Origin of the sequence: Bradyrhizobium shewense (assembly GCF_900094605.1) — a bacterium.
Classification (GTDB): Bacteria; Pseudomonadota; Alphaproteobacteria; order Rhizobiales; family Xanthobacteraceae; genus Bradyrhizobium; species Bradyrhizobium shewense.
In genome coordinates this window covers 175,526-200,364 of record NZ_FMAI01000002.1, presented here as the reverse complement: position 1 = coordinate 200,364, position 24,839 = coordinate 175,526, and the positions used below count along the sequence as shown (strand labels likewise).

General features: G+C 63.6%; 23 protein-coding genes. 10 read left to right on the top strand and 13 right to left on the bottom strand.

Annotated features, from left to right (window positions below):
* Nucleotides 1-173 precede the first annotated feature (173 nt).
* The 5 genes from GA0061098_RS05105 (at nucleotide 174) to GA0061098_RS05085 (ending at nucleotide 4,609) form a co-directional block, all read left to right on the top strand.
* Nucleotides 174-1,334: an aminotransferase class V-fold PLP-dependent enzyme gene (locus tag GA0061098_RS05105; RefSeq protein ID WP_208610621.1), complete on the top strand. Its 1,161-nt coding sequence runs from the start codon at nucleotides 174-176 to the stop codon at nucleotides 1,332-1,334.
* Between the two features lie 29 nt (nucleotides 1,335-1,363).
* Nucleotides 1,364-2,272, top strand: a complete 909-nt coding sequence (locus GA0061098_RS05100) for an amino acid ABC transporter substrate-binding protein (RefSeq protein WP_091954392.1) — start codon at nucleotides 1,364-1,366, stop codon at nucleotides 2,270-2,272.
* A 62-nt stretch (nucleotides 2,273-2,334) separates the two neighbouring features.
* Entirely contained in the window at nucleotides 2,335-3,129 is a 795-nt protein-coding gene (locus GA0061098_RS05095) for an amino acid ABC transporter permease (RefSeq protein WP_091954390.1), read from the top strand.
* On the top strand, nucleotides 3,126-3,818 hold the full coding sequence (locus tag GA0061098_RS05090) for an amino acid ABC transporter permease (protein ID WP_018319862.1): 693 nt from the start codon (nucleotides 3,126-3,128) through the stop codon (nucleotides 3,816-3,818). Before GA0061098_RS05095 ends, GA0061098_RS05090 begins: the two co-directional genes overlap by 4 nt.
* Nucleotides 3,819-3,841: 23 nt before the next feature.
* Nucleotides 3,842-4,609, top strand: coding sequence for an amino acid ABC transporter ATP-binding protein (locus tag GA0061098_RS05085; RefSeq protein WP_091954388.1), 768 nt, complete (start codon nucleotides 3,842-3,844; stop codon nucleotides 4,607-4,609).
* Between the two features lie 371 nt (nucleotides 4,610-4,980).
* On the opposite strand, the gene GA0061098_RS05080 is transcribed toward GA0061098_RS05085, so the two are convergent.
* The 5 genes from GA0061098_RS05080 to acuR are packed head-to-tail and all read right to left on the bottom strand — an operon-like array spanning nucleotide 4,981 to nucleotide 9,125.
* A complete protein-coding gene (locus GA0061098_RS05080; RefSeq protein ID WP_091954385.1) occupies nucleotides 4,981-5,727 on the bottom strand; it encodes a CoA-transferase in 747 nt (248 codons plus the stop codon).
* Entirely contained in the window at nucleotides 5,724-6,530 is an 807-nt protein-coding gene (locus GA0061098_RS05075) for a CoA transferase subunit A (protein WP_177236926.1), read from the bottom strand. The genes GA0061098_RS05080 and GA0061098_RS05075 overlap by 4 nt, the downstream gene beginning before the upstream one ends.
* A gap of 53 nt (nucleotides 6,531-6,583) precedes the next feature.
* Nucleotides 6,584-7,798 carry a 3-sulfinopropanoyl-CoA desulfinase gene (gene acdA / locus GA0061098_RS05070; protein WP_091954379.1) on the bottom strand — a complete coding sequence of 405 codons (1,215 nt, stop codon included), beginning with the start codon at nucleotides 7,796-7,798 and terminating at the stop codon, nucleotides 6,584-6,586.
* Between the two features lie 57 nt (nucleotides 7,799-7,855).
* Nucleotides 7,856-8,431: a peroxidase-related enzyme gene (locus tag GA0061098_RS05065; RefSeq protein ID WP_091954377.1), complete on the bottom strand. Its 576-nt coding sequence runs from the start codon at nucleotides 8,429-8,431 to the stop codon at nucleotides 7,856-7,858.
* A 7-nt stretch (nucleotides 8,432-8,438) separates the two neighbouring features.
* Nucleotides 8,439-9,125: an acrylate utilization transcriptional regulator AcuR gene (gene acuR / locus GA0061098_RS05060; protein ID WP_091954374.1), complete on the bottom strand. Its 687-nt coding sequence runs from the start codon at nucleotides 9,123-9,125 to the stop codon at nucleotides 8,439-8,441.
* A 191-nt stretch (nucleotides 9,126-9,316) separates the two neighbouring features.
* Between acuR and GA0061098_RS05055 the strand changes: the two genes are divergently transcribed.
* Nucleotides 9,317-10,792, top strand: coding sequence for an FAD-binding oxidoreductase (locus GA0061098_RS05055; protein ID WP_091954371.1), 1,476 nt, complete (start codon nucleotides 9,317-9,319; stop codon nucleotides 10,790-10,792).
* Nucleotides 10,793-10,892: 100 nt separating this feature from the next.
* On the opposite strand, the gene GA0061098_RS05050 is transcribed toward GA0061098_RS05055, so the two are convergent.
* From GA0061098_RS05050 to GA0061098_RS05035, 4 genes are all read right to left on the bottom strand, one after another.
* A complete protein-coding gene (locus tag GA0061098_RS05050; protein ID WP_165637170.1) occupies nucleotides 10,893-11,486 on the bottom strand; it encodes a hypothetical protein in 594 nt (197 codons plus the stop codon).
* Nucleotides 11,487-11,772: 286 nt separating this feature from the next.
* Nucleotides 11,773-13,470, bottom strand: a complete 1,698-nt coding sequence (locus GA0061098_RS05045) for a GMC family oxidoreductase (RefSeq protein ID WP_091954368.1) — start codon at nucleotides 13,468-13,470, stop codon at nucleotides 11,773-11,775.
* Between the two features lie 251 nt (nucleotides 13,471-13,721).
* Nucleotides 13,722-15,281, bottom strand: coding sequence for an acyl-CoA carboxylase subunit beta (locus tag GA0061098_RS05040; RefSeq protein ID WP_091954365.1), 1,560 nt, complete (start codon nucleotides 15,279-15,281; stop codon nucleotides 13,722-13,724).
* Entirely contained in the window at nucleotides 15,211-16,185 is a 975-nt protein-coding gene (locus GA0061098_RS05035) for an IclR family transcriptional regulator (protein ID WP_091954362.1), read from the bottom strand. Before GA0061098_RS05035 ends, GA0061098_RS05040 begins: the two co-directional genes overlap by 71 nt.
* A gap of 93 nt (nucleotides 16,186-16,278) precedes the next feature.
* Between GA0061098_RS05035 and GA0061098_RS05030 the strand changes: the two genes are divergently transcribed.
* The 4 genes from GA0061098_RS05030 (at nucleotide 16,279) to glsA (ending at nucleotide 21,918) form a co-directional block, all read left to right on the top strand.
* A complete protein-coding gene (locus tag GA0061098_RS05030; RefSeq protein WP_091954359.1) occupies nucleotides 16,279-16,500 on the top strand; it encodes an acyl-CoA carboxylase biotin carboxyl carrier protein subunit in 222 nt (73 codons plus the stop codon).
* A gap of 168 nt (nucleotides 16,501-16,668) precedes the next feature.
* Nucleotides 16,669-17,835 carry a TAXI family TRAP transporter solute-binding subunit gene (locus tag GA0061098_RS05025; protein WP_091954356.1) on the top strand — a complete coding sequence of 389 codons (1,167 nt, stop codon included), beginning with the start codon at nucleotides 16,669-16,671 and terminating at the stop codon, nucleotides 17,833-17,835.
* 141 nt (nucleotides 17,836-17,976) lie between these two features.
* Nucleotides 17,977-20,049: a TRAP transporter permease gene (locus GA0061098_RS05020; RefSeq protein ID WP_091954353.1), complete on the top strand. Its 2,073-nt coding sequence runs from the start codon at nucleotides 17,977-17,979 to the stop codon at nucleotides 20,047-20,049.
* A 21-nt stretch (nucleotides 20,050-20,070) separates the two neighbouring features.
* Nucleotides 20,071-21,918, top strand: a complete 1,848-nt coding sequence (gene glsA, locus GA0061098_RS05015; protein ID WP_091954350.1) for a glutaminase A — start codon at nucleotides 20,071-20,073, stop codon at nucleotides 21,916-21,918.
* Between the two features lie 79 nt (nucleotides 21,919-21,997).
* Here glsA and GA0061098_RS05010 read toward each other — a convergent pair whose 3' ends face one another.
* From GA0061098_RS05010 to GA0061098_RS04995, 4 genes are all read right to left on the bottom strand, one after another.
* Nucleotides 21,998-22,300 (bottom strand): nucleoside triphosphate pyrophosphohydrolase family protein, encoded by a 303-nt coding sequence (locus GA0061098_RS05010; RefSeq protein WP_165637169.1) that lies wholly within the window; start codon nucleotides 22,298-22,300, stop codon nucleotides 21,998-22,000.
* 26 nt (nucleotides 22,301-22,326) lie between these two features.
* Nucleotides 22,327-22,854, bottom strand: coding sequence for a carboxymuconolactone decarboxylase family protein (locus tag GA0061098_RS05005; protein ID WP_028145150.1), 528 nt, complete (start codon nucleotides 22,852-22,854; stop codon nucleotides 22,327-22,329).
* A gap of 481 nt (nucleotides 22,855-23,335) precedes the next feature.
* Nucleotides 23,336-23,695 carry a Zn-ribbon domain-containing OB-fold protein gene (locus GA0061098_RS05000; protein ID WP_091954345.1) on the bottom strand — a complete coding sequence of 120 codons (360 nt, stop codon included), beginning with the start codon at nucleotides 23,693-23,695 and terminating at the stop codon, nucleotides 23,336-23,338.
* A complete protein-coding gene (locus tag GA0061098_RS04995; protein WP_091954342.1) occupies nucleotides 23,692-24,828 on the bottom strand; it encodes a thiolase family protein in 1,137 nt (378 codons plus the stop codon). Before GA0061098_RS04995 ends, GA0061098_RS05000 begins: the two co-directional genes overlap by 4 nt.
* Between the last annotated feature and the right edge of the window lie 11 nt (nucleotides 24,829-24,839).

Sequence of the window (24,839 nt, the reverse complement as noted above, 5' to 3'; positions counted from 1 at the left end):
TAGAATATATTGAAAATCGAAAAATTTGTTTGTCGAAATTCTCAAAGCTCATATTCTCAGCGCTGCCGGTGATTGACCAGAAATTGTGCAACGCAGTCTCGCCGGTCCCAGAGTTTCGCTCCGCCGCTTGGCCGAGAGCCAAGTCGCTGGCGGCGCGCCAACAGGAGATGTGCATGTCTCGTCACTACGACGTGGACGCCGTGAGGAAGGAATTCCCCGCTGTCGAACGAATGGTCTATCTGGACTCCGGGTTTCAAACCCCGCTTGCGCGCCCGGTGAAGGCCGCGATCGAGCTCTTCCTTCGCGAGGGCTTCGAGACGGCCGGACCGAAGAGCGTCTGGCTCGACCGGGTGGAGCAGACCCGGGCCAAGGTCGCTCGCTTTCTCGGCGTGACGGCGGATGAAATCGCCTTCACGAAAAACACGTCGGAAAGCATGAACGTCGCGGCAAACGCACTGCCGCTCCGGGCCGGCGACAATGTCCTGATGATCCACGGCGATCATCCGAACAACGCCTACGCATTCCTCCATCTGCAACGGAAGGGCGTCGAGGTCCGCTTCATCCCGATGACTGACGTCGTCGATGCCGACAGCTTTGCGCCTTTCATCGACGAGAAAACGCGTGCGATCTCTATGTCGCACGTGACCTTCCACGCCGGTCACCGCTTTGACATCGAGAGCGTCGGCGCGATGTGCACCAGGAAGAAGCTCTACTTCGTGGTGGACGTGATGCAGGCAATCGGCGTGGTGCCGGTCAACGCGACGGCGATTGGCGCAAGCTTCATCGGCTCCGGCAGCCACAAGGGATTGCTGGTTCCGCAAGGGCTCGGGCTTCTCTATTGGGACAAGACGCTCAAAGAGATGGAGCCGGCCTATCTGGCGGCCGCGAGCCTCGCCGAGATCCCCGATGATCTCATCGCGCGTGCCGACAGAATGGCGCCCTCGCCCGCCGCCAGGCGCTTTGAGCTCGGCAACTTCAATCTGCCCGCGGTCCATGCACTGGGTGCTTCGCTCGACATGATCGAGCAGATCGGGGTGCAGAACATCCAGAACCACTGCTTCGACCTCGGCGATCACCTGATCGCGCGCCTGGACGAGCTGGGCGTCCGCCTCGTTGGCCCGCGCGAGCGCAAGCATCGCGCTCCGCATATCTACGTCATCGCCCTGCCGGCATCGGATTGGCTTGGCCATTTCGAGGAGAACGGTGTGCGCGTGTCACCCGAACGGGATGGCATTCGCGTCTCGCTCGGCATGTTCAACACCGCCACCGACATCGATCGCCTGATCGACGTCATCCGCCGGCGAGGGCTCGGACGCCCTTCCGCCGCAGCTTGACTTCGACAACCGATGGGAAGGGAAAAACCATGAAGAAGCTTGTTCAGATGCTCGGACTTCTCTCGGGACTGCTGGCCATACTGCTTGCCGTCAGCCCGAGTCCCTCCGCGGCAGCCGACAGCCCGACGCTCGATAAGATCAAATCCAGCGGCGCAATCACGATCGGCCACCGTGAGGCTTCAATACCGTTCTCGTACCTCGGGCCCGATCAGAAGCCCATCGGCTTCTCGCTCGATCTCTGCGCGGCGATCGTCGATCGCATCAGGGAGGAGCTGAAGTTGCCCAACCTCAAAGTCAGCTACACGCCAGTGAACTCCTCGAACCGGATTCCGCTGATCCAGAGCGGGACCGTCGACATCGAGTGCGGCGGCACCGCGAACGACAAGAAGCGGCAGGAACAGGTCTCGTTTTCGGTCGCGACGTTCGTCAGCCAACCGCGATGGCTCGTCAAGGCCACCAGCGGCGTGAAGACCGCCGGCGACCTAAAAGGCAAGACGATTGTCGTCACCCAAGGCTCCAATGCAGTCGGTTTCGCGCAGAGCGTCAACGCCAAGGAGCAACTCGGCCTCAACATCGTCCAGGCCAAGGACCATGCGGAATCCTTCCTGATGTTGAACACCGGCCGTGCGGCCGCCTTCATGGAGGACGATATCCTCCTTGCCGGGCTCAAGGCTGCCGCGCCAAATCCGGACGCGCTCCTGTTCCTTCCCGAGGGATACGCAAAGATCTACTATGGATTGATGTTCACGAAGGGTGATGCCGGGTTCAAGGGCCTCGTCGACGACGTCCTCTCCAAGCAAATGGCATCCGGCCAGTTCGAGAAGACCTACGCGAAATGGTTCACCAAGCCGATTCCGCCCAAGAGTGAGAACCTCGCATTCCCGCTCACGGACGAGTTGATGGCACGGATCGCGCATCCCAGCGATGCTGTCGACTGATTGATGGAGCTGACCGTCTCGCACGGAAATCCTCGTTCGCACCTGCAACCTGAGGGCTCGCGATGTTCGGAGTGCTTTTTGAACAGACGGCGGACGGCCAGCGCTATATCGACTGGCTTCTGTCGGGTCTCGGTTGGACGTTGGCCCTGGCCTTCTTCGGTTGGTGGATCGCCTTCGGCATCGGTGTGGTCGTCGGCGTGGGCCGCACGGTGCAGAATCGCTTCATCTCCGTCCCGGCCCGGCTCTATGTCGAGATATTCCGGAACGTCCCCGTCCTGGTGCAGATGTTCCTCTGGTACTTCGTCTTCCCAGAGGTCGTGCCCAGCGCGCTGGGCGATGCCATCAAGCAGATCCCGCCACCCTGGGCGTCGTTTTTCCCGGCGCTCCTCTGCCTGGGACTCTACACGGCGTCCCGAATAGCCGAGCAGGTCCGGGCGGGCATCGAAGCGCTCCCAAGGGGACAGTTCGAAGCGGCCAACGCTCTCGGCCTCAATGGCTACCTCACTTATCGATACGTCATCGTGCCGCAGGCCTTGCGCCTCATCGTGCCGAGCCTCACCAGCGAGGTGATGGGGATCTACAAGAACACCTCCGTCGCCCTCACGATCGGCTTGATGGAGCTGACCGCCCAGGCACGCCAGATCAGCGAGGCCACGTTCCAGACATTTACGGCATTTGGCGCCGCGACGATCATCTATCTTTGTCTGGCGCTGGTTGCCTATCAGGCCATGACCCTCATCGACAAAGCCGTCCGCATTCCGGGCAGCGCTCCCGTCAAGCCGACGACTGACGAGGATCTGGCCTCTGAGATGCGGCAAGGCGGCGCCCTGCCCGCCACCATGGAGGTCGTGAAATGAACACCCTCGATTTCTCGATTGTAACGCAATCGTGGCCCTATCTCTGGTCGGGCCTGCTCTTCTCGCTTGCGCTCACGGCCGCCGCATTCGTAATCGGCATGGTTCTCGGAACCTGCCTGGCGCTCGTTCAGCATTTCGAGATTCCGGTGTTCGCCCAGATCATCCGCGGCTACGTTGCGGTCATCCGATCGATTCCGCTGATCCTCGTCCTGTTCTGGTTCTTCTTCCTGGTGCCGATCGTGCTTGGGCATCTCAGCGGCAACGGCCGCCCGATTCCGATCGGTGCAACCTATACGGCCTTCATCACCTTCGGCTTGTTCGAGGCCGCCTACTACTCCGAGATCATCCGTGTCGGGCTGCGAGCGGTGAACAAGGGCCAGTTCGAGGCCTGCCAGGCGCTCGCGCTGTCCACCTACGACACCTACCGCCATATCGTCCTCCCGCAGGTCTTGCGCGTGGCCAGTCCGATCATCCTCAGCCAGACGATCATCCTCTTTCAGGACACCTCGCTCGTTTACGTCCTTTCGCTGACGGATCTTCTGGGTGCCGCTTCCAAGCTTGCGCAGCTCAACGGCCGCCTCGTCGAAATGTACCTCGTCGTCGCAGTGGCCTATCTCGCCATCAGCTCGGCAGCTTCCCAGTGTGTCGCTGTCCTTCGCAAACGATACGCGCTCGCCACATCGCGATAGCGCCTCTAGTCCGGGAGACGAACATGCATCGAGAGACCTCCAGCAATGCCGCGCAGCCCGGTCCAATTGTCGTCGTCGAGAGCTTGGTGAAGCGGTTCGGCGCATTCACCGCGCTGAACGACGTCAATCTCAGGGTCGGCATAGGCGAGAAGATCGTGCTGTGCGGACCTTCGGGCTCCGGCAAGTCGACGCTGATCCGCTGCATCAACCATATCGAGAAGCACGACGGAGGCCGGATCATCGTCGACGGCGTCGAACTGAGCAATCGCCTCGCCGACATCAACAGCGTGCGCAGCGAAACCGGGATGGTGTTTCAGAGTTTCAACCTGTTTCCGCACCTCACGGTCGCCGAGAACTGCATGCTGGCCCCGATGAAGGTTCGCGGCATTTCGCAAGCAGAAGCACGCGATCGCGCACTGGGCTTGCTGCGGAAGGTTCGCATTCAGGATCAGGCGGACAAATATCCTGCGCAATTGTCAGGCGGCCAGCAGCAACGCGTTGCCATCGCCCGAGCGCTGTGCATGCAGCCCAAGATCATGCTGTTCGACGAACCGACATCCGCGCTCGATCCCGAGATGGTCAAGGAAGTGCTGGACACCATGGTCGAGTTGGCGCGGGACGGAATGACCATGGTCTGCGTGACACACGAGATGGGCTTCGCCCGCGAGGTTGCCGACCGGGTCGTCTTCATGGATCGCGGAAGCATCGTTGAGGAGGCAGATCCGGAAACATTCTTTCGGGCTCCCCGCACGGAGCGTGCGAAGGGTTTTCTGAACCAGATCATCCACTAAAACGCGATGAGATTAGGATGAATCGACATCGCGCTTTAGTTTATTGTTTGAGCATGATCTTTTCGGAAAACCGCTGCGCACTTTTCCGGATCATGCTCTAGGGTCCAGCTGTCTCCCCGGGGCGATCGCATTTGGCACTTTGCGCGACCTGAGCGCGCGCCTCGTCCTTCGAGACGACCGCTTCGCGGTCTCCTCAGGATGAGGCTAAGCGGCATCGGTGGCCGTCAAGACTGCTGCCACACACTCCGTCCTCATCTTGAGGGCCCGCCAACGGCGGGCGTCTCGAAGGATGGCCACAGAGAAATCGCCAAATGCGCTTGCCCTGCCCGCCAGAGGGAGAGAGCCGCGGCAGATCGGAGCGAAATCCCGCCTCACCCCGGACCGGGCATATTGCCTGCGAACTGCGGATAACACTCGCGCAGTTCCTCGCGAATTCGGCCTCGGATCAAGGCCAACGTCGCCTCGTCCGGCAGCGGCGTCGTGACCTCGCATTGCTCGTTCTCGTACGAGAATCCTGTCGTGCCTCGAATGTCGCGCCAACCATATCCCGGATGGCTGCTCTCGAGGCGAAAGCGTCCCGCCTCTCGGTCGAAGGAAAACAACGCCGCATTGGTCAGCAGGGCATGAGGGCCGCCTCGCCGATAGACCGTCTCGTCGGTGACTCCAGGCGCGGACACGAAGTCCACACGTTCCACCAGGGATCGCAGGCTGTGCTCTTCGCGGAACAGAATGACCCGCGGCACCAGGAAATACAGATAGGCGGAGCCGAACGAGCCGGGCCATCTGACCGGATTGTTCGGATAGTCGCCGGTACCAACAAGATTGACGTTGCCCTGGCCGTCGATCTGGCCGCCGCCGAGAAAGAAGGCGTCGAGACGTCCCTGCGCGGCGCAATCGAACAGCTCCTCGGCACCGCCGGTGAAGGAATTGTGCTTGACCGACCCGAGGATCGAGACCTGCACGTGCTCCAATCCGTCACGCTGGTTGAGCGCGCGCAACAGCATCGCTCCCGCCGCCGGCATCGGCGACGATTGACCGACCGCAACATGCCGCACGCCTTTCAGCAGCCGCGAGATCGTATAGATCATCAACTCACGGCTGGTGCACGCCTCGCTCATGCCGCGCTCCCCAGGCCCCGAACGTAGGCCTGGAATCCCTCCGGCGAGCGCGCCGCTCGCGCGTATTTCTCGATTTCCTGCCCGTCCCTCGGATATTCGGCGTAGAGCCCGGTCGGCCATCCACCCTTCTCGAGCTGTGCCACCGCGCTCACATAGATCGCGGGCAGCACGCCGGCGGCCATTTTCTCGTCGTCGAGCAGCGATACTTCGGAGATGCGCTCGACGGTGACGAAAGCCTTCTTCGACGCGTGGGCCAGCAACATCGTTTCGCGCCGGCGCCCGAGCCTGACGTTGCCGAACCGATCCGCTTCAGGCGCATGAAACAAGGCGATGTCGGGCTGGATCGCCGAGACCACGACGATCTTCTCAGCGTCATCGAACGGATTGGACGTCACCTTCCAATCGTCGCGCTTCTCCAGGACGTCGCTGCCGATGATGCCGCGGATCGGCATGAACGGCACGCCCTTCTCCGCGGCCGTTAACCCTGCGAACACCGCCGGACAGGTGGCATCACGGAGGCGGATCGATCCGTCGCGCACGGCCCGGCTGAAACAGGGCGCGCCGCCCGCTTCGCCGAGACTGACGGCGCTCGTCTCCAGCGTCGCCACGGCACCGGCGCCGATCAGCATATCGACTTGCATGCCGCCAATCGGCGCGCAGACCACATGGAGATCGCGAATGCCGCGATCGATCAGCATCCGAACCAATCCCGGGGCCGCGGCGTAGTCATCCGGCGCCAGGCCGAGCTTGCACCCCGACGGTATCATCTCCGCCATCTCTCGCGGCGTTACGAAGTCTGTCATCTCTTCTCTCCCTCGGCTCCCGATCAACACGCCGCGTCGCGCACGATAGCGCCCTAGTCCTTTGCCGCAAGGTCCCTTGAGACGACGTAGCCCTCGCGCGTCTGCGGCAGCTTCCAGCCCAGGATCTTGCTGGCAACCAATGTGCGCAGCACCTGGGCCGTGCCGCCGCCGATCGTGAACATGCGGACGTCGCGCGCCATCCGTTCGAGTGGAAAGTCGCGCGAATAGCCGCGGGCTCCGAACACCTGCAGGGCGTCGTTGACGATCTTGATGGCGGCTTCCGAGGCGAAGATCTTCGCCTGAGCGGCAAGCATGGGATCGGGGAATGCGCTGCCGCCCGGCCCGCGTGAAGCCGCCGCCGCGTGCAGCATCAGGCGCGATGCGGTCAGCTGCGTCTGCATGTCGGCGAGCATCCAGTGCAGCCCCTGAAATTCGCCGATCGGCCGGCCGAACTGCTCGCGCGTCTTGGCCCATGCGACGGCGTGCTCCAGCGCGCCGGCCGCAATGCCCATGGCGACCGTGCCGGCGCCGACACGCTGACTGTTGTAGGCATTGATGAGGTCCGCAAAGCCGCGCTTGAAGCCTGACGGCGGCAGCAGCACCATGTCCGGCGTGATCTCGAGGTCCTCGAAGACGAGCTCGCCCTCGGGCATGCCGCACAGCCCCATCGTCGTCTCGCGCTTGCTGACGTGGAGCCCTTCCGCCTCGCCGCGCACCGCCAGGAAGCCGCCGACGCCCAGCTCCTCTCCGCTCTCGTCGAACACGCGCGCAAAGATCAAATGGAGGCGGGATACCCCGGCGCCGGTGATCCAGTGCTTCTTGCCGTTGAGCACATAGCGGTTGCCACGCTTGTCGGCTCGCGTCGTCATTCCGCTTGCGTCACTGCCCGCGTCGGGCTCCGTGATGCAGATGGCCGGCTTGTCGCCTCCGAGGACGAGATCGGCGGCGCGCTTTTTCTGCGCGTCGGTGCCATAGGCCATCACGGTCGAGATGGCGCCCATGTTGGCCTCGACCACGATGCGCGCGGACACGGTACAGGACCGGGCGACCTCCTCAATGACCAGCACCGTATCGAGGAAGCTCCGCCCCTGGCCGCCATATTCGACCGGAATGGTCATTCCCATGAAGCGCTCGGCCTTCAGCGCCTCGACCACGTCCCATGGATATTCACGCGACCGGTCGATGTCGCCGGCACGTTTGCGGATCCTCTCGTTGGAGAGCGCAGCAGCCCTCTCCTTCAGCGCCAGCTGCTGGGATGAGAGCTCCATGTCCGTTCTCCATGTCCGCGGACGAGCGTGCTTGCCGAACAGGTCCGTCAATCCCGGTCAGCCGCGTCCCATGCTATAGAATTCCGGGTTCGGACGCATGCTGGTGACGTTGGCAAGCCGGTTGGAGAGGCCGAAGAAGGCCGAGATCGCGGCAATGTCCCAGATGTCGTCTTCCGTGAACCCGTGCGATTTCAGCGTGGCGAAATCGGATTCGGACACCTTGTAGGCCTCGGTCGAAACGCGCACGGCGAAATCGAGCATCGCCTTCTGCCGGTCGGTGATATCAGCCTTGCGGTAATTGACCGCGACCTGATCGGCGATCAGCGGATCCTTGGCGCGGATGCGCAGGATCGCGCCATGGGCGATGACGCAATACTGGCATTGATTGAGGTTGCTGGTCGCAACCACGATCATTTCCCGCTCGGCCTTGGTGAGGTTGCCGGGCTTGTCCATGAGCGCGTCGTGATAGGCAAAGAACGCGCGAAACTCGTCCGGCCGGTGCGCCAGCACGAGAAAGACGTTCGGAATGAATCCGGACTTCTCCTGGACGGCGACGATGCGGGCGCGGATGTCCTCTGGCATGTCGGCCAGATCAGGGACAGGGAAGCGGCTGATGGCAAGTGCCTGGGTCATGGCCTGGTTATCCTCGGTACTCGTCGATGGAAATCGGTGCGATCACGCGCTCCTTCGCCTGGATCATGGCGAGAAATCCTCGCGCGAAGACGTCGAGCGCGTCGGGGCGTCTTTCCAGCTTCGCCCGGAGCACCGCGCCCTCCCAGCCGATCCAGAAGAAATGCGCGAGGCTGTCGCAATCGACGCCTTTGGGGATGTCACCCGCCTGCTGCGCCGCGCGGAGGCAGCGTGAGGTCCGCGCCTCCCAGTCCCTGAAGACGGCGGCGAGGCGCTTTCGGAACGGCTCCGGCAGCGCTCCCATCTCTTGCCCGAGATTGCCGACGAGACAGCCACGTCGATAGCCGTAGCGCGCCATGCCCGACCGCGCGTCCGCGATGAAATCGCGCAGGCGGTCCAGCGGAGCCCGCTCTATGTCGTCGAACCATCGATCCAGCTTGCGGGCGAAATAGGCGGCGTAGGCATCGATCAGCTCGAGGCCGAAAGCCTCCTTGCTGCCGAAGTAGTGATAGAACGATCCCTTCGGCACGTCCGCGGAGTCCAGGATCTCCTCGACGCCGACGGCGCTGAATCCCTTCTCGGTCAGAATCGCAACGCCCGTGCGCAACAGACGCGCGCGCGGCGCGTTCGGCTGCGACTGGTCCTTGGGAGGACGGCCCCGTCGGCGCGGCTCTGAAACCGAGGCTGCTCTGTTCATCAGAATTTATTAGACCGATCGTCTTGCCAAATCAACCCTCTCCCTCCAGGGCTCAGATCTTTCGCGGACCGCATGCGTCACCGGCTCCAGATTCGAGACATCTTGCCGTTAGACTCCCCGCGTCAAACGTGGACAATACCTGGGCACGTCACGTGCGCAGTGCACACCAAGATGCGCCAGGGGAAACGAAAATGCCGGCTGCCTTCCCGTCGTCCGAACCCACCATTCCGACCGCTCCCTTGACTGCCGAGATGCGCGGTGCGTTGCGCGCGATCGTGGGTGAGAAGGGCCTCATCGAGGACGCGCACGGCAAGCAACCGTTCGTGACGGATTGGCGGGGATTGCTGGTTGGCGGTGCCGGCGCCGTTGTTCGTCCTGGCAGCACCGAGGAAGTCTCGAAAGTGGTCCGGCTTTGCCATGAGCATGGCGTCGCCATCGTGCCGCAGGGTGGCAATACCGGCCTGATGGGTGGGGCGACGCCCTGGCCTGCACACACCGGCATCGTGTTGTCGCTCGGCCGCATGAACCGCGTGCTGGACGTCGATCCCGTCGGCTACGCCATGACGGTCGAGGCCGGCTGCGTGCTGCAGACGCTTCAGGAGACGGCAAGCCGGCACGACAGGTTCCTGCCGCTCAGCCTCGGCGCCCAGGGCTCGTGCATGATCGGCGGCAATCTGTCGACCAACGCCGGCGGCGTGCAGGTGCTGCGCTATGGCAATGCCCGCAATCTCGTGCTGGGGCTCGAGGTCGTGCTGGCGAGCGGCGAGGTCTGGGACGGATTGCGCGCGCTCAAGAAGGACAACACCGGCTATGACCTCAAGCACCTCTTCATGGGCGCCGAAGGCACGCTGGGCATCATCACCAAAGCCGTGCTCAAGCTGTGGCCGGCGCCGAAGGACGTCTCTACGTCGTGGCTGGCGATCCGCGATCCACGCGCGGCCCTGGAGATCCTGTCGGAAGCGCACGCGGCATCCGGAGACAATGTCGGCTCTTGCGAGCTGATGAGCCGCGCCGCCGTTGACATGGTGCTGCGCCATATTCCCGGCACCCAGGATCCTCTCAAGGCCGACACGCCATGGTATCTGCTGCTGGAATGGTCGTCCTCGCGGGCGCGCCAGGACGGCGCGGAAGGCATATCCGAGAAGATGGAGCAGTTTCTCGCCGATCAACTCGAGGCCGGCCGCGTGCTCGATGCGGTGATCGCCCACACGGTCAGTCAATCGCGCAACATGTGGCGCATCCGCGAAAGTGTCGCCGAGGCCTCCCGGGCCGAAGGTCCGGGGCTCAGCTTCGATGTGTCGGTGGCCATCTCCAGGATTCCGGAGTTCATCGCCAAGGGCAGCAAGGCCGTGCTCGACATTCTCCCGACCATCAGACCCTATCCTTTGGGGCACATCGGTGATGGCAATCTGCATTTTTCGTTCATGGGGCCGACCGGCATGGATCAGCAGACGCTGATCCAATACAAGGGCGCCATCACGCGGGCCGTGAACGATCTCGTCACCTCGATGGGCGGCTCGATCTCGGCAGAGCACGGCATCGGCATCGACAAGCTCGACGAGCTCAGCCATTACCGCTCGAAGACCGAGCTCGACATCATGCGAACCATCAAGCGCGCGCTCGATCCGCAGAACATCATGAATCCCGGCAAGGTGCTGCGGCTGTGACCGACGCAGCGCCCCGCCCCAACGATTGGTCGAGCGTTGGGCAGGTCGCAACGATGTTGCGACCCGTCCGCGATCTTGTCGAGAGTGGTGTGCGCCGTCCTCAAGCCGCCGAACCGCCGCGCGGATTGACGATCGCATACCCTCGCAATGAACGTGCGTGGATTCGCGTGGTGTGTCCGCCCGAGTTGGCGTCATAGGCCATCCAGACATCGCCTCCGAGGTGCTGCTCCAGAACGAAAACGTGTCCTCGTCGCGCAGCAACCATTCCCGGTGCCGGTGATGTCCGCGGAAAGCGCAGCCAATTGGCCGCAAGATTCAATTCCGGCACGATACGACCGAACACGCGCAGAGCCGCGCCGCAGCCGCAGAAGGACGAAGGGCAACCTGCCGGACGACCACCGACGACGCGAGCCCCGGAAACACCGGAGACGTTCGCCGGCGTGGCGGCGCCCCCAGCATCAGTCACTGTCAGCTGCGTCGAGCGGTACGCTTGTAGTGACGACCTGGAATTCAGTGAGGATCTGGAAGTAAGTGAAGACTTGAAGGTCCGCTCGCGTTGCATCTGCGAATACGAGAAGTCGCAGGGCATGGTGACATTGCATTCGGAAGCATGATGAATGCGATAAGGCCGAGCTTCAGAAGCGACAGAATTTAAGACAACGAAGAGATACGCAGAAATTACTAGCCTGTACATTGCAGGACTCCAAAATAGAGTGGTCCTGCCCCAGGCAACGAGAAACCAATAACAGTTTGGCTGAAATGGGCCTAAAGAGCGGCTGAAAATGGCTGCATCTGCGCGACGCTGTCTGCAATCATCATAGCCTACAAATAGCGACCGAAATGATTAACTCGCAGAGAACGAATGAACGCTCAGCGCGTCCAACGCACCGCATGCAATCAAGTCCGGTTCGTATTCGTCGTGGATTCTGCAGCAAGCTCTCCTCGTCGCTGCGCTGCCCTGATCGGCACAACGCCGCTATTCACTGCATCATCGCGGCTGCGATCTTCTCCGCCGACATCAACACGGGAAAGTTGGTGTTGGCGCATGGCACCACCGGAAAGATCGAGGCGTCGACGACGCGCAGGCCCTGGATGCCTTTGACGCGGCCCTGGTTGTCGACCACCGCCATCGGATCGTCGGCGCGGCCCATGCGGCATGAGCAGGAGGCGTGCCAGACGCCGATGGTCGCCTTGCGCACGAAGGCTTCCAGCGCCTCGTCGTCGTTCATCACCTGATCGAAGGTGAAACCTTCGACCACGAAATTGTCGATCATGTAGTGACGCAGCGCCGCCGGCCCGTCCATCAGCGTCGCGGCGATCTTGGTCAAGATCCTGTTCCTGTTATTGACGACGCCGATCTTGCGGACCTTGTCGGTGTAAGCAGCCGGGAACGGCTTGTCCGTCACCGCCTTGACCACGTCGCTCATCTGCACCGCCGCCATCTTGCGGAAGCCGCTCATCAGGCGATCGAGATCGCGCCGGTCGGACAAGAGATTGAACTCGACGATCGGCTCCGCCGACGGATCGCGCGAGGCCAACTTGACCTGTCCGGTCTCGGAATAGGTCTTGTTGACGAAGGTCAGCAGCGAGCCAATCTGCTCTCCGACCGCATGCCAGGCCGACTTGGAGAGCAGGACGACGAACATGTCGCCCTTCGGCACGCCTGTGAGACCGGAGGAATAGCGAAGGCCGAGCTGCATGTGGCGCCTGGTGTGCTCGTTCATGCGCGCGCCGCGGCGGACGAAGGACGACAGCGAGATCGAGGGATGATCCATCAGGCGCTGGCCGACGCCCGGCAGTCCCATCAGCACGGGAATCCCCATATCCTTGAGATGGCCGACCGGGCCGATGCCGGCGCGCAACAGATGCGCCGGCGAATGGATGGCGCCGCTGGACAGAATGATCTCGCGTCCGCGGAATTCCTGCTCGCGTCCGTCAACCATCGCTTTGACGCCGACGCAGCGCGTGCCCTCGAACAGCAGCTCGCGCACTTGCGTGTTGGTGGAGATGGTGAGATTGGCGCGCTGGCGGGCGTCGCGATCGAGATAGCCCATCGCGGCGGAGACGCGCTGCTCGGCCTGGTTCGAATGCGTCACCGGGAAGAAGCCATCGACAAACTCGCCGTTCTGGTCCGGCAGGAACCGGTGGCCGGCCTGCTGGAAGGCCTCGGCGAAGGCCTGCGAATGCCGCGTCCAGTGCTCGCGCGGGATGCGGCGGACCGGGATCCGGCCATCCTTGCCATGGTACGGTCCGTCAAAATCGAGATCGCGCTCGACCTTCTTGAAGAAGGGCAGCACGTCGTTCCACGTCCACCCTTCGGCGCCGCGCGCGTCCCATTCGTCGTAATCGGTGGGAGCGCCGCGGTTGGCCATCTGGCCGTTGATCGACGAGCCGCCACCGAGCACGCGCGCCTGCTCGTATTTGCGCAAGGGAGGCCGGCCCACGTGCGGGTTGTTGTGGCTGACGACCTGCGTCGTGACCTTGAGCTCGGTCCAGTGGAAGCGCGGATCGAAATAGGCCGTGCCCGGATAGCTGTCCCTGATCTCGGCCGGCTCGTTACCGGGAGGGGTATCCTGGCCGGCTTCGCACAGCAGGACCTTGTTGGCACTCTTCGCGGAGAGCCGGTGGGCCAGCACGGACCCCGCCGAGCCGCCGCCCACGATAATGAAGTCATACACGATTGGCGTTTCCTATTGTTCTTGTTGGCGGAGCTTAGCGCGTTATTGTTTTGCTGTGGAAGAGCCTTGGATTGCGTCGGCGCCAGCTTCTCGTGTCCCGGACGCGCCGCAGCGCGTAGCGTTGCGGTGCTGAGCCGGGACCCAGGAAGCTCCGGATTCCCTGTGGCATGGGCCCCGGCTCTGCAGCGCACCGCTGAAGAAGCGCTGCGCTGCGTCCGGGGCACGAGCGTCACGGCTTGGCACAAGGAGGCCTAAGGCCTGATCGAAAAATTCTCCGGCGGTCCCGCTTTTCGCAGCGGCTCGGCGAGGCGCGCGAACTCGCACAGCAGCGACCTCGTCTTCCGGGGATCGATGATCTCCTCGACCCAGAATTTTTCGGCCGAGCGGAACGGCGAGCGCAGCTTGTTGAGACGCGCCTCGATCTCCTTGAGCTTCTCCGCCTTGTCCTCGGCCGCATCGATGTCGGCGCGGTAGGCGGCCTCGATGCCGCCTTCGAGCGGCAGCGAGCCCCAATAGGCCGACGGCCAGGCGTAGCGGATCGAGAAGCGGTCGGCCGGCTGGTGCACGACACCCGCAACACCAAACGCGTTGCGCAAGATCACGGTGCACCAGGGCACGGTGGTCTGGTTCACCGCGGCCATGGCGCGAACGCCGTGGCGGATGGTCGCCGCCTTCTCGGCATCGAGGCCGATCATGAAGCCCGGGCAGTCCATGAGATAGACGACCGGCAGATGAAAAGTTTCGGCGAAGTCGACCCAGCGCACCACCTTCTGGCAGGCATCCGCCGTCCAGGAGCCGCCATAATGAAAGCTGTCGCTGGCGAGCAGCAGCACCGCCCTGCCCTCGAGTCGCGCGAGACCGACGATGATGGGCTTGCCGAAATTCTTGCCGACCTCGAAGAACGAGCCCTTGTCGACGACGGACTCGATAATGGGCCGCATCTTGTAGACCTGCTTGCGGTTACGCGGCACCGCGTTCATCAGCGCCTCTTCGCTGCGCTCGGGGTTGTCGGTGCAGGGCAAGGTCGGCGATAGCTCATAGACCGACGACGGCAGATAAGAGAGGAAACGCCGCGCGCAGGCGAACGCCTCTTCTTCCGTGTCGACGGCATGATCGACAGCGCCGGCGCGGGTCTGGATGTCGGCACCGCCGAGCTCCTCCTTCGACAGGTCCTGCCCCAGCGCCTTCACTACCGGCGGCCCCGCGACGAACATCGCGGACTTCCTGGTCATGATCGAATAGTGGCTGGCGGCAAGCCGCGCGGCACCGAGGCCTGCGACCGAGCCGAGGCCGAGTGCGACCACGGGAACGCGCGACAGGTTCTCCGTCGTGAAGCGATACCAGCGTGTGCCGCCGATGCCTCCAGGCAGGTTCGCCGCGCCCTTGGTCTCGATGGTCTTGACCGAGCCGCCGCCGCCGGAGCCCTCGATGATGCGGACGATCGGCAGGCGGAAATCATGCGCCATCTCCTCCGCCATCAGCGGTTTTGCGGAAATGGACGCATCAGCCGAGCCGCCCCGTACCGTAAAGTCGTCGCCGACCACGACCACGGTGCGGCCGTCGACGCGCGCGCGGCCAAACACGCAGTTCGCCGGCGTCAATTTCTGCAGCTCGCCGCTGGTATCGTACTCACCGATGCCGGAGACGGCACCGATCTCGTGGAAGCTGCCTTTGTCGATCAGCTTGTCGATACGCTCCCGAACAGTCAGCCGGCCCTGGTCATGCTGTCGCTTGACCTTGTCAACGCCGCCCATCTCCCGCGCGAAGGCTTCGCGCCGGGCGAGCTCGTCGAGTTCCGGCTTCCAGTTCATTCACTCCCTCCGAATTGATCGGCTTGTTATTGTTGTGCACGGCCATTGCGACCGGTTTACGCGGGATGCGGTTGTTGAAGGCGTCGCCTTCCGCGCCCTCCATCAGGCTGCCGAGCGACCGGCCGAGCTCGAGCATCAGGGGTGCGACTTCGGCATGCAGCCGCTGCTCGTCATACATCGTGGACAGAAGGCCGATCGTGATGACGACGTAGGTCTGGTATTGCGGCGACCAGATCGGCACCGCGAGCCCGTTGATGTGCGGGCTCCACAAGCCACAGGCCACGACATAGCCGCGCTCACGCAACATCTGCCGATTGGCTTCAATGCGGGGTTTCAGGATCTTCGCAGCCTCGGGCGCTTCCCGTTCCACGTCCGCGATGAAGGCATCGCCGATCTCCGGCGCCAGCGCCGCGGTGTAGGCCGCGCCCGCGGCGGTCGAGGCCATCGAGATGCGGCTGCCGGTGCCCTCGTGCAGGCCGAGGGCGGTCGCCGAGCGCGCGAACTGGAGATAGACCAGATGGAAGCGATCGGGCACGACGAGGCCGACGGTGCCCGGCAGTTGCTCGGCGACTTCCTGAAGCCGTTGCCGGATCATGCTGCGCAACTGCGCGCCCTTCATCATCGAGGCGCTCATCGCCACCGCGCTCGGGCCGATGCGATATTTCTGATCGCGCGGCAGGTAGACCAGCTGGCCCATCCGCGTCAGCGTGTGCGTGAGCCGCGACACCGTCGAGCGCGGCAGGCCGCAGCGATTTGAAATCTCGAGATTGCCGAGCCTTGCCTCGTGGCCCTCGAAGCATCGCAACACGTCGAACGCGCGCGAGACCACCTGGATGACATCACTCTCACCGGCATCGCCAGCGAGCACACCTTGCCTACTCAACCGCTCGGATCGTCGTCCCATGTTCCCTACCGTTTGTTCCGCTGTGCGGAATTAAATTCCACTTGCAGACGACGCTACCTCAGGCATTTTGCGACGACAACAAAAAGGGATGGCATGCCAGAAATTAAGATCGTCACGGAGGTCGCCGGGCGCGTCTGCGCAACTCCCGTGCAAGTTGGAGGAACCATTGCGGATGGCGATGAAATTGTAATCGTCGAAGCCATGAAGATGGAAATACCGGTGCTCTCGCCTGCAAGCGGCACGATCACATCGCTTCTGGTGAAACTCGACGACGTCGTTGCCGAGGGACAGGCGGTCGCGATTGTCGCGTGCTGACGGCGTTATCCGTCGCCTCCGCGGCAATCTGTCAGTCTCGTTCCCGCATGCGCGGTACGGCGTTGCCATCGCCTGATGCGGGTGACATGATCCGTCGCAAACAAAACTCTGTTTCAAACAAAGAACGAAAATCTTCGCGGCAAACGCGAAAGATCATTGGAGGGAAACATGCTTCGTGGGCTGCTCGTGCTCGCGCCTGCCTTGGTGGCGGGCATCTCTTTTGCGTCTACACGCTACTCGTTCGCCGAAGACATCAAGCTGCCGGCGACGTTGACGTTCACCGCCTATGACACCGGAACCGCCGGCTTCAACATCGCGGTCGGCGTCGGCAAGATGATGAAGGACAAATACGGCACCGATGTGCGCGTGCTGCCCGCAGGCAACGACGTTGCCCGTCTCGCGCCGCTGCGCGCCAAGCGCGCGGCATCTTCGGCGATGGGATCCGGCACCTACTTCGCGCAGGAAGGCATGTTCGAGTTCGGCGCGAAGGAATGGGGCCCGCAGCCGCTTCAGATCCTGCTCTCGAGCGTCGACTGCAATTGCGGATCGCTCGGCGTCGCCGCCGACACCGGTGTGAAGGAGCTGAAGGACCTCAAGGGCAAGCGTGTCGGCTTCGTGGTCGGCTCACCCGCGCTGAACCAGAACTCGCTCGCCGTGCTCGCCTTCGCCGGGCTGACGCAGAAGGACGTCAAGGCCGTCGAATTCGCAAGCTACGGCGCGATGTGGAAAGGGCTGATCAACAACGACGTCGACGCCGCTTTCGGCACCACCATCACCGGCCCCGCCAAGGAAGCCGAGACCTCGCCGCGCGGCTTGATCTGGCCGCCGCTGCCCGCCAAGGACAAGGAAGGCTGGGCGCGAATGCAGAAGGTTGGATCGTTCTTCTTCCCGCAGACTGCGACCTGCGGGGCCGGCATCTCGCCGGACAAGCCGGTCGAGCTCGGCAACTACCCCTACCCGATCTTCGTCGCCTATGCCTCGCAGCCGGCAGACCAGGTCTATGCGATCACCAAGGCGATGATCACAAATTACGACGCCTACAAGGATTCGGCGCCCGGTGCAGGTGGCCTCGCGGCCGACCGCCAGACCAAGAACTGGGTGGTGCCGGTGCATCCCGGCTCGGTGAAGGCGCTGAAGGAAGCCGGGCAATGGAGCGATGCGCAGGAGGCGCACAACAACAAGCTGATCAAGCGGCAGGAGGTGCTGGCAGCCGCGTGGGCCGATTACGGCAAGTCCAACCCGCCGTCGGACGACAAGGCGTTTCTCGACGGCTGGATGAAGGCCCGCGCAACAGCGCTTGCGAAAGCCGACATGCCGAACGGGTTCGAGGATTAGAGTGTGATGTTGTTGGGCTTGATGGCCGCCGCGCGAGAAGTGCGTCGACCTCTCCCGCAAGCGGGAGAGGTTGAGGAGCCCGCGGCTTGATCGATTCAACCAACGGCCATTAGTTAGTTACCAGCCCACGCGGGATCGCTTATGTCTTCTTCCACCTCCACTGCCCCGCAAGACGAGACCAAGCGGGTCGTTTTCGACGATCCACATGGCGCGGCCGGCAACATGCAGGAGGCCGAAGTCACGCGCGTGCGCACCTTGCGCGGCGCCTGGCGCTGGACGCTGGTCGCAGCGACCGCGGCCACGATCCTGCTCTGCATCAACCAGCAATTTTCGCTGCGCTTCTTCATCGGCTACACCCAGCTCAACACGGAGTATTTCTATCTCCTGATCGCGTTGATGCTGCCCTTCACCTTCCTGATCTTTCCGGGCACCGAGCGCGCCCCGCTCGACCGGATTCCCTGGTACGACCTCGTCTTGTTCGCCGCGACTTTCGCCGCAGCGCTGCTGCTGATGTCGAACGTGCGCAAGGCGGCGGAGGCCGGCTGGGAGTTCGGCGGCGCGCCGAACAACGTGATCGCCGCGGGGCTCGTGATGTGGGCGATGCTGATGGAGGCGCTGCGCCGCACCGGCGGCTGGAGCCTGCTGTTGAGCGTGCTCCCCTTCACCGTCTATCCGCTGTTCGCCGAATCCAGCTGGCTCGGCCCGTTCCGCGGCACGCAATCGACGCTGGAGCAGGCGACCGCCTATCACGTGCTGTCGGGCGAGAGCCTGCTCGGCATTCCGATCCAGGCCTTCGCCGACACCGTGATCGGCTTCCTCGTGTTCGGCACCGCGCTGATGATGACCGGCGCCGGCAAATTCTTCATCAACCTCTCTTTCGCGATGTGCGGCACGTTCCGCGGCGGCGCGGCCAAGGTCTGCATCTTCGCGAGCGGCCTGCTCGGCATGATGTCAGGCTCGATCATCTCCAACGTGCTGACCGCCGGCACCATGACCATCCCCGTGATGAAGAAGAGCGGCTTTCGCGCCTCCTATGCCGGCGCGATCGAGGCCTGCGCCTCGACCGGCGCGGTGCTGGCGCCGCCGGTGATGGGTGCGACCGCCTTCGTGATCGCGCAGTTCCTCAATGTCAGCTACGCCGAGGTCGCGGTCGCGGCGATCATCCCGGCCGCGCTCTATTATGTCGGCCTGTTCATGCAGGTCGATTCCTACGCCGCGCGCCACGGGCTGAAGGGGATTCCGCGCGCCGAGCTGCCGCGGATCATGGATACGATCAAGGACGGCTGGTACTACGTCTTCGTCATCGCCCTGCTGATCGTGATGCTGCTCTACTTCAAGCGCGAAAGCCATGCGCCGTTCTACGCGACCGCGCTGCTGCTGGTGCTCAACCAGTTCTTCTCCAAGGACACGCGCTGGACCCTTGCGACGATCGGCAAATTCCTCGAGGTCAACGGCCGCACCTTCGTCGAGCTCGTCGGCATCCTCGCCGGCTGCGGACTTCTGATCGGCGCGTTCTCGATGACCGGTGTGGTGTCGAGCCTTGCCAACGATCTCTTGCATATTGCCGGCGACAATCCCTTCCTGCTGCTCGGCATGTGCGCGCTCACCAGCCTGATCCTCGGCCTCGGGCTGACGACGACGGCCTGCTACATCTTCCTCGCCATCCTGGTCGCGCCCGCGCTGGAGAAGCTCGGGCTGAACAAGATGGCCGTGCACATGTTCATCTTCTATTGGGGCATGCTGTCGTCGATCACCCCGCCGGTCGCGATCGCCTCCTTCGCGGCCGCAGGCATTGCCGGCTCGCCGGCGATGAAGACGGGCTGGGAATCGATGTGGGTCGGCAGCATCATCTATTTCATCCCGTTCTTCTTCGTGCTCAATCCGGCGCTGGTGCTGCAAGGGCCGAGCCCGTATCTCGCCGGTCTCGGCCTGATGGGACTTGCCGCGTTCGGCACGCTGTTCATCTGCGGCGGCATCCAGGGCTACCAGCCCTTCGTCGGCGACCTCCGCCGCGCAGGCGGGCTGGAATGGCCGATCCGCGTGCTGCTGGTGATCGGCGGCTTCGTGGTGGCGACACCGGGTGGCGGGATCATGCCGCTGTCGCAGATGCAGGTGACGCTGCTGGGCCTTGCGATCCTCGCGCCCACGGTTCTGCTCGCCCTGCTGCTGGTCCGGCGGCAGACCGTGGTTCCGAACGGGTTGCGCGTGCCCTGATTGCGTTGCACAAGAGAGGCGATGACCCCGCTCTCGCCTCTCACCGCCGCCTGGACCCGCTCGAAGCCGCCCTTGCTGCGGTTTCTGGATAATTGCCTCAACGAATTCTCCGCCGAAACGTCAGGCAGTGTCGCAGACTACATCCCCGAACTGAGCAAGGCTGATCCTGCCTATTTTGGCATCAGCCTTGCGACACTGGATGGCCATGTCTACGAGGTCGGCGACTCCAGGGTGCCCTTCACCATCCAGTCGATGTCAAAGCCGTTCGTGTTCGCGCTGGCGCTGGACCTTCTGGGCGCAGGCCGGGTCGAGAGCGCGATCGGCGTCGAACCATCAGGAGATCCCTTCAACTCGATCCGGCTGAATTCCGAGAACCACCCGTTCAACCCGATGGTCAATGCCGGGGCGATCGCCTGCACCGGGCTGATTTACGACAGCAAGGGCGCAGATGCCTTCGAGCAGATTCGCCTCGCGCTGAGCCGCTTCGCAGGCCGCGATCTCGCCGTGGACGAGGCCGTCTACGGCTCGGAGAGCCAGACCGGCGACCGCAACCGCGCGATCGGTTATCTGCTCAAGACCAACGCCGTGATCTCCGACAATGTCGCAGGCGTCCTCGACGTCTATTTCCGGCAATGCGCCGTGCTGGTCACCGCGCGCGACATCGCGGTGATGGCGGCGACCCTCGCCAATCGCGGCGTCAATCCGGTCACGGGCGAGCAGGTGCTGACGCCTTACGCGATCTCGCGCACGCTGTCGGTGATGACGTCCTCGGGCATGTACGACTATGCCGGCGAATGGATCTACCGGATCGGCATTCCCGCCAAGAGCGGCGTCGGCGGCGGCATCCTTGCCGCCCTCCCCGCCCGCCTCGGGCTCGGCAGCTATTCGCCGAAGCTCGACAAGCATGGCAACAGCGTGCGCGGCATCAAGGTCTGCGAGGCGCTGTCTTCGCATTACGATCTGCACATGCTCAACCGCAGCGACGACGCCCGCAACGCCGTCATCGCCGACTACGACATCGGCAAGAGCCCGTCACGCCGCGTGCGCCGGCCGCAGGAGCGGGAGATTCTCGCCGCGCATGAGCAGGAGGTGCGGGTCATCGAGCTGGTCGGCACGCTGTCGCTGTCTGCGGTCGACTACGTCTCCCGGCGGCTCGCGGGGCGGCCCCGTCCGCAATTCGTGATCTTCGATCTGCACCGCGTCACCTCCACCACGCGCGCCGGGGCGCGGCTGGTCGCCGAAGCGTTCGAGGAGCTCGCGGCGCTGAACGTGACCGTCGTGCTGTCCGGCGTCAGGCGCGCATCGAAGGAGTGGGACACGTTGCGGGAATGGACGGCCGAGCTGAAGAATGTCCGCGACTTCTACCTGCTCGACACCGCGATCGAATGGGCCGAAGACCAGATCGTCTACCGCTACGGCGGCTCGATCGACTTCCACGAGACCACCGAGCTTGCCGAGCAGCCGCTGCTCGAGGGCCTCGGCGAGGACGAGCTGGCGGATCTCGCCTCGATCTGCACCATCCGCACCTATCAATCCGGCGCGAAGATTCTCACCACGGGCGATCGCGCCGATTCCCTGTTCTTCCTGCGCAGCGGCGCCGTGCACGTCACGCTGCCCGACGGCGTGCGGCTCGCGACGCTGACCGCGGGCATGGCGTTCGGCGAGATGGCGCTGCTGGAGTCCACGCGCTCGGCCGACGTCTTCGCCGACATGGCGGCGACCGCCTATGAGACTCCGCTGCAGGCGTTCGAACGCTTCCGCCAGCAGCACCCGCACGCCAGCGAGCGCATCATGCGCAACCTCGCCCAGCTCCTCGCCGACCGCCTGATCGTGGCGAACGCGAAGGTCGATATCCTGACGTCGACGTGAGTGATCCAAGTCCTGATGGGATGAGCCGCGCTTGGCGTCCCGATGGAGGTGCGCTCCCTCCCCCTCAGTCCGTCGCTCCCTACCGGCTCGCCGCCTCGCCCAGCCGCCGCTTGATCTTTGCCGCGCTCTTTTCGAGCAGCTCGGACGGTTTCTGGCCGGTCGTCGCGCAGAGGCAGGCCCAATAATAGATGACGTCGCCGAGCTCATCGACGAGGCCAGCCTTGTCGAGCCAGTCATCGCGCAACAGCTTCTTGATGTGCTCGGCCACCTCGCCGGCCTCGCCCGCGAGGCCGAGACCGAGATAGGACAGCCGCTCGTTGGACGGATGTTCATCGACTTTCGCAACGCTCGCGGCCCAGGCCGCATATTCATCGATCGTCATTGGCATCCCTCGCCGCGGTGCTTCGATCAGCCCACCACCTCGGTAACGGGCTGGAGATCGATCTCGAACGTCTCCAGGAATTTTGACGTCATGATATAGAAGCCGACCGAGAGCTGCAGTTCGACCAGCGCAGCCGGCGTCAGCTTCGCTGCGATCGCCTTGAAGGTCGCATCTGTCGGCTTCTTGAGCTTCACGATCTCGTCGGTGAAGGCGAGCGCGGCGCGCTGCACCTCGTTGAAGCACGTTGCCGCCTGCCAGTTTTCGAGCGCCTCGTTCTGCGCGTCGGTGACGCCGACATTCTTGCCGATCCGCTTGTGCGCGACGATCTCGTACGGGGCCTCGCACAAGATCCCGGTGCGGGTGATCGCAAGCTCGCGCACGACCGGATCGAGCTCGCCCTTGTGACGGATGGCGCCCCCCAAGCGGCAGTACTGCTCGAAATAGCTTGGCGAGTGCGCCATCATGCGGAAGATGTTGGCGTTGCGGTTCTTGTCGAGAATTTCGCGGGTGCGGTCGGATGCCTTGGACGGGTCGCTGTAGTTGATGCGGGCCATGATTTTCCTGAAGTTTTCCCTGAGTTTTTGATGCTTTTTGTCGTCGTCCGCGCAAATTCGCAAAGACTCTATTCGCGCGAGGACGCAGGAGCAACATTATCGAGTCAAATTGCCGCCGCATTGCTGATCGACCCTGACACAGTCGATATTCGCCGCGTGGGGACAAATCACGGTGAGTACTCGCAAATGGGGTGTTCCGAGTAAAACAATTGGCCATTGGGTGCGCTAGCCGCACAACGATGAGTCACGCCCAAGTCTAGGGAGAAAAAGGCATGAAGGAAGCCACCAAGGGGGCGGCCTCGGGAGCGCTCGCGCATATGCTGGCGGTGACGGCGATGCTCGTCATCGCCAGCATCTTGTTCTACGGGCGTTAGTTGGAGTTCTAGAGTTTTCGTCATTCCGGGGTGGCCCTCGCACAGGCCAGGCCCAGAATACCCGTTCCAGGCTCGGTCCTAGGACCGCCCCCGAATGACGAATCCCGTTACGTGTCCTTCGTGAAGAACGGCACGAGCTTCCCGGCAAACGGCTTGAAGCTTACGACGACCGAATCGCCGATGGCGAGTCCGTTGTCGCCATGCGCCATCATGCGAAAACCCTCGGCGCAATCGACCAGCAAAATGTTGTAAGGCACGTGCGCGCGCGTCTCGGGCGTGGCGGCGCGACAGACCAGCGAGGTGGCGTAGACCCTGCCTTTGCCGCTGGCGCGCTGCTCGCGCGGATCCGATTCGCCACAAGCCGCGCAGAAGGCGCAGTGGAAATACTGCACATGCCCGCATGAGTTGCAGGTCTGGTAAGTGACGGCCGCTTCGCCCTTGGTCCAGTCCGCCAGACGCCCGCTCATCGCACCCGCTCCAGGAACATGCTCACATGCGACGACAGCACGCCGCCGTCGCCGTGCAGCAACGCAATCGAGGCGTCGCGCACCTGGCGGCTAGCCGCCCGCCCCGTCATCTGCAAATGCGCCTCGACCAGATGCGCCATCGCGCCGCCGACGCCGCAATGGCCATAGCTGAGCAGGCCGCCATGGGTGTTGAGCGGCATCGCGCCGTCGCGGCTGAAATGGCCCGATCGCACGCGGGCTGCGGCCTCGCCGCGGCCGGCAAGGCCGAGGTCTTCCAGCAGCATCGCGAGCGTGATGGTAAAGCTGTCGTAGATCGCGGCGTAGCGCACGTCGGAGATCGCAAGGCCCGTGGCCTTCTTGGCGCGGGCGATGGAGATCTCGGCGCCGAGCTCACTGAGCGCGGGCGCGGCCGTGACATGCTGATGGGTATGCGCTTGCGCGCAGCCGCGGATGCGCACGCCCGCCTCCCCGGTCCGCTCGCGGCTGACGACGAAGGCCGCGCCGCCGTCGGACACTGGGCAGCAGTCGAGCAGCTTGAGCGGCATCGCCACCGGCTTCGAGGCCATGACATCGGCAACAGTGATCGGGTCGTGGAATTGCGCGCCGGGATGGGTGCAGGCGTGCGCGCGCATCAGCACGGCGAATTCGGCGAGATCCTCTTCCGTCACGCCATATTCGTGCATGTACCTGTTGGCGACGAGGCCGTAATAGGCGGGGATCGTCGGCCCCAGCGGCACCTCGTAATCGGGATGGCCGACCTGCGCCAGCGCCTGGATCGAGGCATCACGGCTCTGCCCGGTGAGGCGGTTCTCGCCGGCGACGACGAGCACATTGCGCGCGACGCCCGAGGTGACGAGGTGATGCGCCAGCATCGTCATCGCCAGCCCCGTGGCGCCGCCGACCTGCACGGCGTGAGCGTAACTCGGGCGGATTCCAAAGTGCTCTGCGAACACGGTCGCCAGCATGATGTGCGGCGAGACGGTGGAATAGCCGCAAAGAATGCCGTCGATGTCCGAGCGCTTCAGCCCGGCATCGTCGAGCGCGGCTTGCGCCGCCTGGCTCATCAGGTCGAGCGAGGACGAGCCTTCATGCTTGCCGAAAGGCGTGAGGCCGACGCCGGTGATGAAGCTCATGGTGCCTCTCC